The sequence below is a fragment of the Haematomicrobium sanguinis DSM 21259 genome, from assembly GCF_000688395.1.
GTDB classification, from domain to species: Bacteria; Actinomycetota; Actinomycetes; order Actinomycetales; family Micrococcaceae; genus Haematomicrobium; species Haematomicrobium sanguinis.
On the sequence record NZ_JIAG01000004.1, the window covers coordinates 54,870 to 69,689 of the forward strand.

Consider the following 14,820-nt stretch of genomic DNA (forward strand, 5'->3'; position numbering starts at 1 on the left):
CCCACCCACCCAACCCTCGTTTCGCATCCCCGTACCGCAAATCGAGAGCCGTATATAGGGATGAAAACGCGGTGCGGGGATGCGAAACGTGTTAGTTGTTGGCGGGGATCTGACCCTCGTGCTCGCCCTCGGAGATTTCCTCCAGCATCTTGTCATTGAACGCGGCGAGGTCATCCGGTGTGCGGCTCGTGACCAAGCCTTGATCGACCACGACTTCCTCATCCACCCACTCGGCGCCGGCATTCTTCAGGTCGGTTTGCAGCGAGGGATATGACGTCAGGGTGCGGTTGTCCACTACGCCGGCCTCGATCAATATCCACGGTGCATGGCAAATGGCGGCCACCGGTTTGCCCGCGTCAAAGAACGAGCGCACAAACTGGACCGAATCCTGGTCGGTGCGCAAGGTATCCGAGTTCACGACTCCGCCGGGCAACACCAAGGCGTCATAGTCGTTGGGGTCAGCGGTAGCGACGGGAACATCAACTTGGAATGTATCTGCTTCGTTGACGTCGCCCTTGAATGCTTGAATTCGATCGTTTTCCGATGGCGAGACAAGAACCGTCTGCGCGCCCGCGTCCTGGGCCGCTTTCCACGGTTCGGTCAGTTCGGGTTGCTCCACGCCATCGGTGAGCAGGAAGGCAATCTTTTTGCCGGTGAGATCATAGTCGGCCATGTTTCCTCCTTGAGTAGTTGGTGGTTCAACTCGAGAGAGGTAGCCCGGTCCAGCCGGGCTACGGGCTGAACCACTTTCAACGCTACTCAGAGCGAGGACAGTCCACAAGACTCCCCGTTTAAACGCGTTTCGCATCCCCGTACCGCATTTCACGAGCCCTATGTGGGGCTGAAAATGCGGTACGGGGATGCGAAACGCGGGGAGGGTTTAGGGCTCCAGGTGTGCGCGGGCAGAGGGGTCGGAATCGTCCAAGAACTTGTCCACACGCTCGGCCTCGTCATCTTCCACGATGGCACGGGCCGCGCGGCCCAGAGCGTAAAGCGAACGCAAGAACCCCTGATTCGGCTCGTGATCCCACGGAATGGGGCCCGCACCGCGCCAACCGTTGCGGCGCAGGGCATCCAGCCCGCGGTGATAACCGGTGCGCGCGAACGCATAGGACTCAAGCGGTTGACCTCGTGTGAACGCCTCATCGGAGAGCAACGCCCACAAGAGCGAACTCGTCGGTGTCTTGGCCACCAATTCCCGAGCGCTCTTACCCTCGGCCAAGCCGCGCATCACGTCCGGCTCTTCCGGTAGGAGAGTCGGTTCGGGACCCATCAGGTTTTTCTTGAACTCGTCCGACATAGCAATCAGCCCGAAAGACTAGAGGCCCTTGCCCGCAGAGCCGAGCTCTTCGGCGGCGATGACCACGCGGGAAGCCATACCTTCTTCAGCCAGGGCGCCCCAGACGCGAGGATCGTAATCCTTCTTGTTTCCGACTTCGCCGTCTACCTTGAGCACACCGTCATATTTGGTGAACATGTGCCCGGCAACGGGACGGGTGTAGGCGTACTGGGTATCGGTATCGATGTTCATCTTGACCACGCCGTAGGACACCGCATCCGCGATCTCCTGTTGCGAGGACCCGGAACCGCCGTGGAAAACCAGGTCGAAGGGGTCCTTCTTGCCGGTCTTGGCACCCAGTTCGTCCTGGATTTCCTTCAGGATTTCCGGGCGAAGCTTCACATTGCCCGGCTTGTACACGCCGTGCACGTTACCGAAGGTCAGCGCGGTCAGGTAGCGGCCATTCTCGCCGGTACCCAGCGCATCAATGGTGGCCTGCGCATCGGCGACGGTGGTGTAGAGCTTCTCATTGATCGCGTTCTCCACGCCATCCTCTTCACCGCCCACGGTACCGATTTCTACCTCGAGAATGATCTTCGCCTTATTGGTGCGAGCCAACAGCTCCTTGGCGATACGCAGGTTTTCTTCCAGTGTCTCGGCCGAGCCGTCCCACATGTGGGACTGGAACAGCGGATCGCGACCGGCGGCCACTTCCTTCTCCGAGGCTTCCAACAGCGGCAACACAAACCCGTCCAACTTGTCCTTGGGGCAGTGGTCGGTGTGCAACGCAATGTTGACCGGGTAGCTCTTGGCCACTTCGCGCGCATAGGCAGCGAACGCGAGGGAACCGGTGACCATGTCCTTGACCTTGGCACCGGACCAGTAGGCTGCGCCTCCGGTGGAAACCTGCACAATGCCGTCCGAGCCCGCGGTCGCAAAACCCTGCAATGCTGCGTTGAGCGTTTGAGACGAGGTTACATTCACCGCGGGGTAGGCGAAGCCTTGAGCTTTCGCCCGGTCGATCATTTCCGCGTAGATTTCCGGTGTTGCAATCGGCACAACAAACTCCTCTAAAGCATGAGATTCCCCAGCGTCATTGCTTGGGCTGATAGAACCATCCTAGCGATCTACAGCCACTTGTTGCGTTTGAAGACAAAATACAGAGTGACCGCCATGGCCGCCATCGCACTGACCGCCATGGGATACCCCAGCGGCCACGCCAACTCTGGCATGTTTTCAAAGTTCATGCCGTAGACACCAGCGATCAGCGTCGGTGCGAAGATGATGGCCGCCCAGGAGGAAATCTTCTTCGTCTGTTCGCTCTGCTCCAGCGCGGTTTCGGTCATGCGCTTCATTTCTTCGTTCTGGCGTTGCGCCACCACCGTTGCGTGCACGGTCAGCGCGTTTTCCAAGATCGAGCGGAACGAATTCACTTGTTCGCTCACCGAAATGGCGTGGTCCAGCACGTCGCGCAGACGGACTTGCAACTCCTCGGAAACACTGTATTTGTCGAAGCCCAATTGCAGGCTCTTGAGTATCCCCACCAGAGGCTGGGTAGCCCGCTGGAAGTCAATGACCTCGCGAGACAGATCGAAAATACGCCGCGAGACTTCCTCATCGTCGCCAAAGAGCTCGTTTTCAATTTCGTCAATGTCATTGCGCATGCCGGCAACCACCGGGGCGTACTCATCCACCACTTGGTCGAAGATGGCATACAGCACCGACTCGGGGCCGCCGTCCAGGAGGCTCGGGTGCGCTTCCAGGCGTCGACGTACTCGGCCAAGATCGGGAGATTCGGCGCGACGCACCGTGACAACAAAGTCCTTGCCGGTGAAAATGTGAATTTCGCCGAACTCCACCTCTTCACGCGAATCGATGTAGCGCGCGGGGCGCAACACGGTGAACAGTGTGTCGCCGTAGCGTTCCAACTTGGGCCGCTGGTGCCCTTCAAATGCGTCTTCCACAGCGAGGTGGTGCAGGTCGAATTCGTGCGCGACCGATCGCAACTCCGAGGCATCCGGCCGGTAAAGCCCAATCCAGGCCATACCGCCGTGCTCGTCCAAATTCTGGAAGGTCTCCTTGAGCGAACTAGGAGAGTCCACCCGCTTCCCTCCCACGTAGATTGCACTATCGACAATGCTCATTGTTCACCCTCCTCGGCGACTCAAAATTTGCTATGGATAACATGCCTCACAATTGGGCATGACAAAGCGCGGTACAAAAAGATGATTTGTGACAACCGGGCCTCTGTCAGGGTACCGCCAAAACTCCGTCGAGCGTACTCGGTTACGCTCCACGTAGGGGTAATTGCTCATAGACGTGGCGTCGTATCCACGAGTGCATGGCAATGGCCGCCGCGGCAGAAGCATTAATCGAGCGCGTCGAGCCGAACTGTCGGATCGAGAGCGTTGCCAACGCGGCCTCGTGCATTTCTGGAGTTAACCCCGGACCCTCCTGCCCAAAGACCAGGACGCAATCACGGGGCAGATCAAAGGTCTCCAATTCCTTCGAATCAGGGAAGTTGTCGATACCGATAATGGCGAGCCCCGCCTCGCGAGCCCACGCGGCAAAGGAGGCAACGCCGTCGTGATTAACAATGTGTTGGTATTTATCGGTGACCATCGCGCCCCGGCGATTCCACCGCCGCCGGCCGATAATGTGGACCTCCTTGGCGAGGAAGGCGTTCGCGGTGCGCACCACGGAGCCGATGTTGAGATCGTGCTGCCAGTTCTCGATGGCGACGTGGAAGTTGTGGCGGCGCGTGTCCAAATCCGCGACGATCGCCTCATGTTTCCAGTACCGGTACTCATCCACCACGTTGCGCCGATCGCCCGCGGCCAGCAACTCGGGGTCCCACTGATCACCCTCGGGGGCCGGGCCCTCCCACGGGCCAACACCGATTTCGGGGAGATTCTCGGGGGTTTCCTGGGTCATGGCGGGTCCTTGCGCGGGCGGAGTGGGCGAACGGTTGCTGTTACACCTTAGCCGGTGCCACTACGCTGGTGTCAGGAGAGATTCAGGATTCTTGAGGAGGCGCCATGTCGGATGAGGGTTTGAAGCGGGCCGAGCGGCACGAGCAAGCTGAGCAGGCCGAGCGCGAGGACGCGCGCGCCAACAGCGAAATCGAGTGCTGGCTGACCGACATGGACGGGGTGCTGGTGCATGAGAACCAGGCGATTCCCGGGGCGGCCGAGCTCATCAATCGCTGGGTCGATACCTCTAAGCGGTTCCTGGTTCTCACGAACAACTCGATCTATACCCCGCGTGATCTGCGCGCGCGGCTCAAGGCGTCCGGGCTGGACATTCCCGAGGAAAACATTTGGACCTCGGCGCTCGCGACCGCGCAATTTCTGAAAAACCAAATGCCCGGCGGCCGCGCCTACGTCATCGGCGAGGCCGGGCTCACCACCGCCCTGCACGAGGCAGGCTTCATCCTGACCGACCAGCACCCGGATTTTGTGGTGCTCGGGGAGACGCGCTCGTACTCGTTTGAGGCGATCACCAAGGCGATCCGACTCATCCTGGACGGCGCCCGATTCATCGCCACCAACCCGGACGCGACCGGCCCGTCCGCCGATGGCCCGCTACCTGCGACTGGTGCCGTTGCCGCGCTCATCACCGCGGCCACCAACCGCGACCCGTACATTGTCGGCAAACCGAATCCGATGATGTTCCGCTCGGCCATGAACCGGATCGAGGCGCACTCGGAGACAACGGCCATGATCGGGGACCGCATGGACACCGACATCATTGCGGGCATGGAGGCGGGCTTGCGGACCGTGCTGGTGCTCTCCGGGATCACGCAGCGCCCGGACATCGCCAAATACCCGTTCCGGCCGGATCAGGTGCTCAATTCGGTCGCTGATTTGGTGCCGGAGATTTAGAGTCCGAGGTCCGCCTTCGACACGGCGAACAGGTAATCCAGCCCGCCCTTTTCGCGCACGTTCTCGGCCGCGCCGGTATCCCGGTCCACCACCACGGCGAGCGCCTGCACGTTGCCGCCGGCCTCGCGCACGGCCTCCACAGCTTGCAGGCTTGAGTTCCCGGTCGTGGACGTATCGTCAAGTACGACGACGTTCCTCCCCTTAATCGACGGGCCTTCCACTTGGCGGCCCATGCCATAGGTCTTCGCGGCTTTGCGGACCACAAAGGCATCGACCGCGCGTCCCCTTTCGCGGGCGACGTGCATGATTGCGGTGGCAACGGGGTCGGCCCCCATGGTGAGGCCGCCCACGGCATCGAACTCGATCCCGGCTTCATCCAGCAGATCCAGCATGACGTTACCGATCAGCCAGGACGCCTCGCTGTGCAGAGTCGCGCGGCGCATGTCGACGTAATAGTCCGCTTCCTTACCACTGGAGAGCGTCACCTTGCCGTGCACCACGGCTAATTCCTTGATCAGTTGAATGAGGCGATTGCGTGGGCCGTTGGGGTCTGAAGTCATGGTTGTTAGTTTAGGCGACCCGCCCCGCCATCTCGCTTCCCGGGCCTCGGCCCCGATCTCGCGCCCTGCCCGGCCTCCCCTTAATGACGCGGCCATGGGGGGGGAGACCTGCAGTCTCGGCGCTGGGGGAAAGCTTTCCCCTTGCCGAAACCGCTTCCGGCGAAAGTCACTACGGCTTAGCGGGTACCGGCGTCTGCGTCATCTTGTTCTCCGGGTTGTCATAGTCCGGCTTCGCGGCGTCCCAGGCGATGATCCGGTCGCCATCGGCGTAGTAGAAGAAGGAACCGCACTGGAGAGTGGCACGGCTCGCGGCGTCCTTCGGCATCCAGTCGGCCTCAAGTTGCGGAGCGTAATTGGTCCCCTCAACGGTGGTGGCACCGGATTCGCATTGCAGCGACGCCGCAGACGCTTTGAACGTGGTGATCGGGCTGCGGTCCACCATGGTCGAGTATTTGAACTTCACGTCCGTCGCCTCGCGCGGGATCCAATTTTGCAACTCGATGGTGCCTTGCTGCATTTCGCTCGCATTGGCGTAACTCGCCTCCTTGACCTTGGAGGTGTCCAAGGCATCGCACCCGGAAAGGGTCAACAGTGCGGCGGCCCCCAGGGCTGCGGTCAGGATTGCGGCGGATCGGGTGTGAGTCTTCAAAACGGCTCCTTGAAAATAGTCTCCGCGCGCACAGGCGCGGGACGGACACGAATATCGGTATATCCAGACTGTCAAGGAACCGCAGCCGAGCACCTCGGCTTGCGGGCGGAAAACTGTCACCCGCAGCTCCGACCACGGTCGGAGTTCGGCCCCCGCAAACAGACGCGTCTACACCTTCGCGAGCACGTGCCGCGCCACCATTTCGGCCGCACCCAACACCGCCGCGGACCCGGCCGCGCGCGAAAGCTCAATCCGCACCCGCGACGCCGCCAACGGTGAAGAGCGAGTATGCACCACCTCGCGAATCCCGGCGAGCAACACCTCACCGGTCTGCGCGAGCGCCCCGCCCACCACCACGACCGATGGGTTCAGCAAATTCACGCAACTCGCCAGCGCCTCGCCAATGTCCCGCCCCGCTTGGCGCACCGCGTGCACCGCCGCGGTATCGCCCGCGGCGACCGCGTCAATGAGACCGCGAGTCCCGGAAACGAGCGCCCCCGCAGAATCCAGCTCCCGCACAAGCGCCCGCGCCGACGCCACCGCTTCCAAACACCCCACATTCCCGCACGCACACCGCACCGGCACCCCCGAGCCAAACCCCGAGAGCCCCGAAGCGACCGGCAAATGGCCTATGTCACCGGCCGTCCCATCGGCCCCGCGCTGCAACATGCCGCCGGCGATAATTCCTGCACCGATACCGGTCGCGACCTTGACAAACAGAAAATCCGCGACGCCGCTCCAATGCGCCGCGCGCTCCCCCAGCGCCATGAGATTCACGTCATTATCCACCAGCACTGGCCAGCCCAGCGGCGCCAGAAAGGCGCCCACATCAAACCCGTCCCAGCCGGGCATAATCGGCGGGCGCACCGCCCGGCCGCGCGCGTGCTCCACGGGCCCCGGAAGTCCGACGCCGATACCCGCCACCTTCGCGCGCCTCGCCTTAGATCGAGGTACTAAAGCGCGGGCGTCTTTCATAATCTGCCCCAGCACAACCTCGGGACCCGCCGACACCTCGATTGCGCACTCGCGCGACGCCAACACGTGGCCGTTCAAGTCGGTTAGCGCAACCGCGGTGTGCGTCGCACCCACATCCACTGCCACAACCAGCCGCGCTCCCGGATTGAACGCAAAGGTTTCCGCCGGACGTCCGCCGGTCGAGGGTGCGGCGGAATCCTGCACGACAAAGCCAGCGTCCAAAAGCGGAGCCAGGCGCGCCACCACCGTGGAACGGGGCAGCCCGGTTCGCGCGACGAGGTCCGCCCGCGTCAGAGGCCCAGACTCCCGCACCAGTTGCAAAAACCCGGCGGCACTGGAATCAGTCACCAGACCATGCGCATCCACAGCAACCACGGCACGCACCTCCTCGCATCCCAATACATACTAATAACCAAAATACGCCAACTTTTGCTTGACGGCCGTCAAAAGTCTCTCTAGGTTTAACACCGTGAGCGAAAAACCCCTCAACGTAGCCCTTATTGGAACGGCCTTCATGGGGAAGGCGCACTCGAACGGCTGGCGCAATGTGCACGCCACCTTCGACACTCGCCCCATCCGCATGCACACCCTGGTCGGTACCAACCCGGAAACTACCGAAGCCAACGCAAAACAGTACGGTTGGGCACACGCCTCCACCGACTGGCAGGCCGTGGTCAATGACCCGGACATCGACATTGTTGACATCTGCACCCCCGGCTACCTGCACGCCGAAATGGGCCTTGCCGCCCTCAAGTCGGGCAAAAACGTCATCGTGGAAAAGCCGCTCGCGAACACCCTCGACGAAGCGCAAGAGATGGTCGCCGAAGCGCAGAGCGCCGCGAGAAACGGCCAAAAATCCATGGTCGCGTTCAATTACCGGCGCGTCCCGGCACTCGCCCTCGCAGCGAAAATCATCGCCGAAGGCAGCCTCGGCGCCGTCCGCCAGATACGCGCGGCCTACCTACAAGACTGGCTCGCCGACCCCGACTTCGGCATGACCTGGCGGCTGCGCAAAGACACCGCCGGCTCCGGCGCATTGGGCGATCTGGGCTCGCACGTGATCGATCAGCTACGGTTCTTAACCGGCGCAGAAATTACGACGGCGAGTGCCCGCCTGGCCACGTTTGTCACCGAACGCACCAATGACCATGGCGATAAGGAACCCGTCACCGTGGACGACGCCGCCTGGGCAACCCTCACGCTCGCAGGCGGTCACGTCGCCGAGGGGGCGATCGCAAGCGTCGAGGTCACCCGCATGGCCACGGGCGCGAAGAATGGGCTGACCCTAGAAATCTTTGGCGAAAAGGGCGCGCTCCGTTTTGAGTTGGAACGTTTCAACGAGCTGCAGTTCTTCACGACCGAGGACGACACGGAGACCCAAGGTTTCCATCGCATCCTGGTCACCGAGGGCGAACACCCGTATCTTTCCGCCTGGTGGCCGCCCGGACATGTGATCGGTTGGGCCGAGACGTTTACTGCCGAGTTCGCCGATTTTTTGGCGACCATTGGCACCCAGGGCGAGGCATCGCCGTCGTTCCTTGACGGTTTAAAAGTCCAGCAAGTATTGGCAGCAATTGAACGCAGCGCGAGCGAGGATTCGCGCGCGGTAGCAATCCAGGAGTGAGGCGGCGATGGCGCAAAAATACACCTTATTTACCGGCCAATGGGCGGATTTGACGCTTGAGGAGGTCGCAAAATACGCCTCCGAATGGGGTTATGACGGCCTGGAGATCGCGGTGTCCGGGGAGCATTTGGACGCCTCGCGCTGGGATGATGACGAGTACATTGCCGAGCGGCTCGGGATTTTGGAGAAGTACGGGCTGGGCGTCTGGGCGATTTCGAACCATTTGAAGGGGCAGGCCGTCTGCGATGACCCGATTGACTTCCGGCACAAGGATATTGTTGGGCCCCGGGTATGGGGAGACGGCGACCCGGAAGGTGTGCGGCAACGCGCTGCCGAGGACGTTGCCAACACGGCGCGGCTGGCTCGTCGGATGGGTGTGGACACCGTGGTCGGGTTTACCGGCTCGAAGATTTGGCCCTACGTGGCCATGTTCCCGCCCGTGCCGGAATCGGTGATTGACGCCGGTTACCAGGATTTTGCCGACCGGTGGAACCCGATCATGGATGTGTTTGATGAGGAGGGTGTGCGGTTTGCGCTGGAAGTACACCCGAGCGAAATTGCCTATGACTACTGGACCACGGTACGCACGTTGGAGGCCATTGGGCACCGTGAGGCGTTTGGACTGAACTGGGATCCGAGTCACATGATGTGGCAGCAGGTGGATCCGGTGAGTTTCATTTGGGACTTCAAAGACCGGATTTACCACGTGGATTGCAAGGACACCAAGGTGCGGGTGACCGGGCGGAACACCCGTTTGGGTTCGCATTTGCCGTGGGGAGACCCGCGCCGCGGCTGGGACTTTGTGTCCGCCGGACGCGGGGACGTGCCGTGGGAAGAGTCCTTCCGGGCATTGCGCTCCATCGGGTACACCGGGCCAATTTCCATTGAATGGGAAGACGCCGGGATGGACCGTTTGGAAGGTGCCCCCGAGGCGTTGGCGGCAATGAAACATTACGGTTTCACGCCGAGTTCGCAGTCCTTTGACGCGGCGTTCAAGCAATAGATTTCTTTAGAGCTAGCTGGGAAAGGTAAGCCATGCAAGAAAAACTGCGCGTTGGCGTAGTGGGCCTGGGATGGGCCGGTCAACAACACGTGCGCGAATTTGCCGCGCACCCGGACACCGAGGTGGTGGCGTTGGCAGGACTGGAGGTCGACGTGCGAGACTCCCTCGCTGCCGAATACGGGATTGCGCAGGCCTTCGATGATTGGAAGGACCTGGTGGCGCTCCCCGACGTGGACATCGTGTCCATCGCGACGCCGACCTTCCTGCACGCGCCGATCGCGATTGCGGCACTCGAGGCCGGAAAGCATGTGCTGACCGAAAAGCCGATCGCCGCCAATGCCGCCGAAGGGATGCGCATGGTGGAGGCGGCTCGTGCGGCCGGGAGGGTGCTGGATGTGGTGTTCAACCACCGGCGCCGCGGGGATGTCGCAGCAATCAAGGAGCTCATGGATGCGGGCGGCATCGGGAAGCCCTACTACGCCAAGGCGTGGTGGTGGCGGCGCGCCGGGATCCCGAAGATTGGCTCTTGGTTTACTCGCAGCCAGCTCTCCGGCGGCGGGCCGCTGATCGATATCGGCGTGCACATTCTGGATTACACCCTGTACCTTTTGGGGAACCCGAAACCGGTCAGCGTGTCCGGTGTGGTGTTCTCCGAGCTGGGACCGGCCGGGAAGGGCGGGGCGGTTCCGGACAAAGATTCGGAGAAGTCCGGGGCCATCGATGACACCTTTGATGTTGAGGACTTGGGCTCTGCCATCATCCGGTTTGAAAACAACCTGGCGTTGACGCTGGAAACCAGTTGGGCGCTCTACCGTTCCCCCGGGGACAATTTGGGCATTAGCATTCACGGCACCGAAGGGGCGGTGGAGCTGGAATCTCAGGACTACGCCGAAGCGACCGTGCGGGTGTTCCGCGACGGCGTGGGACCGGACGGCGAGCGCGTGGACGATGACTCCATCTTGGACAATTTGGATCACCGCGCCCATGACGCCGTCATCGAGGACTTTATCGCGATGATCCAGGCCGGTCCGATGGAATGGCCCAAGTATGACGGTTCGGTGGGCTTGGAACGCGCGCGTATCATCGACGCCATTTATGAGAGCGCCCGGACTGGGAAGGAAGTTGCGCTGTGAGCCACCTGAAACCATTGCGCGTCCTGGTGTGGAATGAGAACGTCCACGAAAGGACTCAAGAGGACATCCGGGCGATCTATCCGGAGGGCATCCACGGTGCGATTGCTGCCGGACTCAATGAGCTCTTCGGCTCGGAGACTTTTGCCGGGATTCTTGGCGGGCGGCCGGTTGAGGTTGCCACTGCCACCCTGGAGGAGCCCGAGCACGGCCTGAGCGAGGAACGATTGGCCACGACCGACGTGTTGTTGTGGTGGGGGCACATTGCTCACGATCAGGTTGAGGATGCCATTGTCGAGCGGGTGCACCGCGCAGTACTCGGCGGGATGGGACTGATTGTGCTGCACTCCGGGCACTACTCCAAGATCTTCAAACGCCTCATGGGTACCACGTGTTCGCTGGGCTGGCGCAATGACGGGGAGAGCGAATTGGTGTGGACGGTTGCCCCAGAGCACCCGATTGCCGCCGGAGTGCCGAGCCCAATCCGGCTGGAAAAGCAGGAGATGTATTCGGAGTTCTTCGACGTTCCTGCGCCGGATGAGCTCGTGTTCATCTCCTCCTTCGACGGCGGAGAGGTGTTCCGCGGCGGACTCGCATACACCCGCGGCCACGGCAAAGTGTTCTACTTCTCCCCCGGCGACCAGGAATACCCGGTGTACTTTCACCCGGACATCCGCCGAGTGCTGGCCAACGCCGTGCTGTGGGCGGAGCCGACGCGACCGCTTGCCGAGCGCGAACCGGATTCCGCGCCCAACGTCCCCCGCACCTGGCGCTAACCCCCACCCCGTTCATCCGCCAATTGCGTTTTCATCCCGCAATTGCGTCATGAAAATGCAACTAGCGGATGAGCGCGCGACGGCGCCGAGCTGGACAGTGCCGCCCCCGACGGCGGACAGCGCACGTACGGCGGGCTCCACTGACCGCGGTGGTGAGTCACGCGAGAGGTGCGGTGAGCGGATCGGGTGCGTTCCGCCGTCGTACTTCTTTGCCTGCCTCCGGGTCAAAGGCGAGGTATGCGAAACCCTCGCGGACCCAGTACTCGTACCCGCCGATCATTTCCCGCACATTCTCGAAGCCTGCTTCGGCAAGGGCGAGCGCGGCCTTGGTGCTGCCATTGCACGCGACGCCCCAGCAGTAGACGACGATCGGGGATTCGGCGCTCAGGCCGAGGGCAGCCACAGTCTCCAGCAGTGCGGCGTTTGGGGCGTGGTGCGCGCCCGGGATGTGCCCCTGTTTCCAGGCGCGCTCGTCCCGGACGTCGAGGAGCGCGAACTTTTCACCTGCCGCTCGGGCGGCGGCAACGTCGCTTGGATCGGTTTCAAAGCTGAGGCGGTGCGTGAGCCAGGCGATTTGCGCCTCGCGGCGGGAGAGTTCTGCGATCATGATTGCATCTTGACGTTTCGCCGCAATTTCTGCACAACTTTGACCAGAATCTGAACACGTAAAACTCGGAGATCCCCGGAATGGCGCGGTTCCAGCGACGTCACGTTCGGCAATGTTGTGCGGAAATTGTGAGGTGCCCGCATGGCCGCCGCGCTAGGCTGGACACATGCGCGAATTGCAGGCCACCATCGTGGAAGAAATGGGCGTCCGTCCCGAGATCGACGCCAACGAAGAGATCACCCGCCGCGTCCAATTTCTCAAGGACTATCTCAAGGCGACCGGAACCAAGGGCTTCGTCTTGGGCATTTCCGGCGGCGTGGATTCCACCCTTGCCGGGCGGCTCGCACAGTTGGCCGTCGAGGAGCTGACCGCGGAAGGCATCGACGCGGATTTTGTTGCAGTGCGACTGCCGTACAAGGTGCAGGCCGATGAGGCCGACGCGCAGGCGGCCCTCGAATTCATCAAACCCAAGACCACCTGGACGTTTAATATTGCCCCGGCCGTGGATGGGCTGGAGCAGGAATTTGCGCAAACAACCGGGGAGCCGATTGCCGATTTCAACAAGGGCAACGTCAAGGCGCGGATCCGCATGGTCGCCCAGTACGCGCTGGCCGGCCAGCGAAACTTGCTGGTCATCGGGACCGACCACGGCGCGGAGTCGGTGACGGGTTTCTTCACCAAGTTCGGCGATGGCGGTGCAGATATTTTGCCGCTTTACGGGCTCGATAAACGTCAGAATCGGCAGCTGCTCACCGCGCTCGGTGCGCCCGAGGCGCTGGTGGAAAAGGTCCCCACGGCGGATCTCCTAGACGGCAAACCCGGTCAGGCCGATGAAGCCGAACTGGGTCTGCGCTATGACGACATCGACGACTACCTCGAAGGCCGCGATATCCCGGCCGAAGCCGCCGAGCGCCTGGAAGAAAAGTACTTGAAGACCCGGCACAAGCGGAACTTGCCGGTCACGATCTTTGACGAGTGGTGGCGTAAGTAAGCCCCTAGCTCCTCCTCGTTTCGCATCCCCGTGCCGCATTTTGAGAGCCATGTCCGGCTCAATTTTTGCGGCACGGGGATGCGAAACAAGGAGGGGGTAGCACCCAATAGTGGTTCAGATCACGCACATCGGCACGAGAATTAGGCTTACCTAACTTTAGACTGGTGGGATGAATTTCCCCCACAATTTTTCACTCAAGACCGTACTCACCGCACTGATCGCAGCGCTGCTGACCGCCCTCACACTGTCGGCGTGCGCCCCCTCCGGCAGCACCGCCGACAACACAAGCGCATCAAGCACCCCGGAATCAACCGGCGCCCGCGCGGATGGGTCGGGACGCGTCGTCGTACTTGATGGGCGGCGCGATCTGGACATCGCGCTCTCGCTGGGGCTCAACGTGGTGGGCTTTCCGGTCGAGTCCGAGGCGAGCGCGTCCGATCTCGATTCCCCGCTCAAGAAGCTCACCGACGCCGCGAAGAGCGCGGGCGCGAAGGAACTCTTTGACCGCGGCAACGTCAACCTGGAGGCCATTGCCGCCGCGCGCCCAAGCACCATTATCGGCCGCGACAAGGTGGCAGCGCCGATCCACGCGCAACTGGAGAAGATCGCGCCGGTCGTGCAGGTCGGGTCGGTCGACACCGGGGTCAACTGGCAGGATGACCTCGCCAAGGTGGCCGCCGCGACCGGCACCGAGGAGAAGGCGGCGCAGCTCGCGGCCGCTTATGAGCAGCGGATTGCGGACCTGAAGGCGAAGTATGCGGATGCCCTTGGGCGCGAGACGCTGACCCAGTTTTCCTACAATGCGGAGGATCTGACCGCGAACAAGAACCGGCTGCCGGTGCAGGTTATGACCGATCTCGGGGCCACGCTCGCGGACAACGTGGCGGCTGCCGGGGCGGATTCGCTCGAGTACTCGCACGAAGAGACTTCGGACGCGCTCAGTAACGCGACGCTCGCGCTGGTGTCGATTTCCACCCCGGATGAGTTGGCGCTCGCCAAGGCGGACCCGCTGCTCGCCCGCTCGCCGCTCTTTGCGCTGGATCGCTGGGTGCGCACGGACAAATTTACCAACGACGGCGGTCCCTCCACCGCGATGTTCGTCACCGATTTGGTGGCTCAGTTGTTGGACAAGGCGGCCTAGCCGGGCGCGCGGGCGCGCGGGCGCGCGGGCCAGTGCGGGGCCGGGCGCGCGGGCCAGGCTGGGCGGGGCGCACGGCTGAGCCGGTCCCGTTGGGGGGCGCCGGCGGTTCTTCGCTCGCCCGCGCTCCGGTCGCCGAGACCGCACGTTTTCCCTAATGGGCCCGCCATTAGGGAAAACCTGACGTTTCGGCAGAGGTGCCGG

16 protein-coding genes are annotated in these 14,820 nt (G+C 62.3%); 7 read left to right on the top strand and 9 right to left on the bottom strand.

Annotation, left to right across the window (positions count from 1 at the left end; all coding sequences use genetic code 11):
• Positions 1 to 91 precede the first annotated feature (91 nt).
• From O148_RS0104475 to O148_RS0104495, 5 genes are all read right to left on the bottom strand, one after another.
• Positions 92 to 673 carry a type 1 glutamine amidotransferase domain-containing protein gene (locus tag O148_RS0104475; protein WP_026529950.1) on the bottom strand — a complete coding sequence of 194 codons (582 nt, stop codon included), beginning with the start codon at positions 671 to 673 and terminating at the stop codon, positions 92 to 94.
• Between the two features lie 207 nt (positions 674 to 880).
• Positions 881 to 1,300 carry a DUF3151 domain-containing protein gene (locus O148_RS0104480; protein ID WP_026529951.1) on the bottom strand — a complete coding sequence of 140 codons (420 nt, stop codon included), beginning with the start codon at positions 1,298 to 1,300 and terminating at the stop codon, positions 881 to 883.
• A gap of 18 nt (positions 1,301 to 1,318) precedes the next feature.
• Complete coding sequence (gene fbaA / locus O148_RS0104485) at positions 1,319 to 2,338, bottom strand: class II fructose-bisphosphate aldolase (RefSeq protein ID WP_026529952.1); 1,020 nt, start codon at positions 2,336 to 2,338, stop codon at positions 1,319 to 1,321.
• 68 nt (positions 2,339 to 2,406) lie between these two features.
• Positions 2,407 to 3,423 carry a magnesium and cobalt transport protein CorA gene (locus O148_RS0104490; protein ID WP_026529953.1) on the bottom strand — a complete coding sequence of 339 codons (1,017 nt, stop codon included), beginning with the start codon at positions 3,421 to 3,423 and terminating at the stop codon, positions 2,407 to 2,409.
• Between the two features lie 142 nt (positions 3,424 to 3,565).
• Positions 3,566 to 4,213 (bottom strand): TrmH family RNA methyltransferase, encoded by a 648-nt coding sequence (locus O148_RS0104495; RefSeq protein ID WP_026529954.1) that lies wholly within the window; start codon positions 4,211 to 4,213, stop codon positions 3,566 to 3,568.
• Between the two features lie 209 nt (positions 4,214 to 4,422).
• Between O148_RS0104495 and O148_RS0104500 the strand changes: the two genes are divergently transcribed.
• The gene (locus O148_RS0104500) at positions 4,423 to 5,163 is read left to right on the top strand and encodes an HAD-IIA family hydrolase (protein ID WP_240470800.1); all 741 of its coding nucleotides are present in this window, start codon (positions 4,423 to 4,425) and stop codon (positions 5,161 to 5,163) included.
• On the opposite strand, the gene pyrE is transcribed toward O148_RS0104500, so the two are convergent.
• From pyrE to O148_RS0104515, 3 genes are all read right to left on the bottom strand, one after another.
• The gene (gene pyrE / locus O148_RS0104505) at positions 5,160 to 5,723 is read right to left on the bottom strand and encodes an orotate phosphoribosyltransferase (RefSeq protein ID WP_026529956.1); all 564 of its coding nucleotides are present in this window, start codon (positions 5,721 to 5,723) and stop codon (positions 5,160 to 5,162) included. The two genes, O148_RS0104500 and pyrE, sit on opposite strands and share 4 nt — an antisense overlap.
• A 169-nt stretch (positions 5,724 to 5,892) precedes the next feature.
• Complete coding sequence (locus O148_RS0104510; RefSeq protein ID WP_026529957.1) at positions 5,893 to 6,372, bottom strand: hypothetical protein; 480 nt, start codon at positions 6,370 to 6,372, stop codon at positions 5,893 to 5,895.
• Positions 6,373 to 6,540: 168 nt separating this feature from the next.
• The gene (locus tag O148_RS0104515; RefSeq protein WP_169737501.1) at positions 6,541 to 7,722 is read right to left on the bottom strand and encodes an ROK family transcriptional regulator; all 1,182 of its coding nucleotides are present in this window, start codon (positions 7,720 to 7,722) and stop codon (positions 6,541 to 6,543) included.
• A 94-nt stretch (positions 7,723 to 7,816) separates the two neighbouring features.
• On the opposite strand from O148_RS0104515, the gene O148_RS0104520 reads away from it, so the two are divergent.
• From O148_RS0104520 to O148_RS0104535, 4 genes are read left to right on the top strand one after another with little or no spacing between them, the layout of a single operon-like run.
• A complete protein-coding gene (locus O148_RS0104520; protein WP_026529959.1) occupies positions 7,817 to 8,971 on the top strand; it encodes a Gfo/Idh/MocA family protein in 1,155 nt (384 codons plus the stop codon).
• Between the two features lie 7 nt (positions 8,972 to 8,978).
• On the top strand, positions 8,979 to 9,974 hold the full coding sequence (locus O148_RS0104525; RefSeq protein ID WP_026529960.1) for a sugar phosphate isomerase/epimerase family protein: 996 nt from the start codon (positions 8,979 to 8,981) through the stop codon (positions 9,972 to 9,974).
• A 32-nt stretch (positions 9,975 to 10,006) separates the two neighbouring features.
• On the top strand, positions 10,007 to 11,107 hold the full coding sequence (locus O148_RS0104530; protein ID WP_026529961.1) for a Gfo/Idh/MocA family protein: 1,101 nt from the start codon (positions 10,007 to 10,009) through the stop codon (positions 11,105 to 11,107).
• A complete protein-coding gene (locus O148_RS0104535) occupies positions 11,104 to 11,880 on the top strand; it encodes a ThuA domain-containing protein (protein ID WP_026529962.1) in 777 nt (258 codons plus the stop codon). Before O148_RS0104530 ends, O148_RS0104535 begins: the two co-directional genes overlap by 4 nt.
• 157 nt (positions 11,881 to 12,037) lie before the next feature.
• Here the strand turns inward: O148_RS0104535 and O148_RS0104540 are convergent, their stop codons facing one another.
• Positions 12,038 to 12,487, bottom strand: coding sequence for a rhodanese-like domain-containing protein (locus tag O148_RS0104540; RefSeq protein WP_051619838.1), 450 nt, complete (start codon positions 12,485 to 12,487; stop codon positions 12,038 to 12,040).
• A gap of 166 nt (positions 12,488 to 12,653) precedes the next feature.
• Here O148_RS0104540 and nadE point away from each other — a divergent pair, with 166 nt between their 5' ends.
• The gene (gene nadE, locus O148_RS0104545; protein WP_026529964.1) at positions 12,654 to 13,478 is read left to right on the top strand and encodes an ammonia-dependent NAD(+) synthetase; all 825 of its coding nucleotides are present in this window, start codon (positions 12,654 to 12,656) and stop codon (positions 13,476 to 13,478) included.
• A gap of 169 nt (positions 13,479 to 13,647) precedes the next feature.
• Entirely contained in the window at positions 13,648 to 14,619 is a 972-nt protein-coding gene (locus O148_RS14850; RefSeq protein WP_051619839.1) for an ABC transporter substrate-binding protein, read from the top strand.
• Positions 14,620 to 14,820 lie beyond the last annotated feature (201 nt).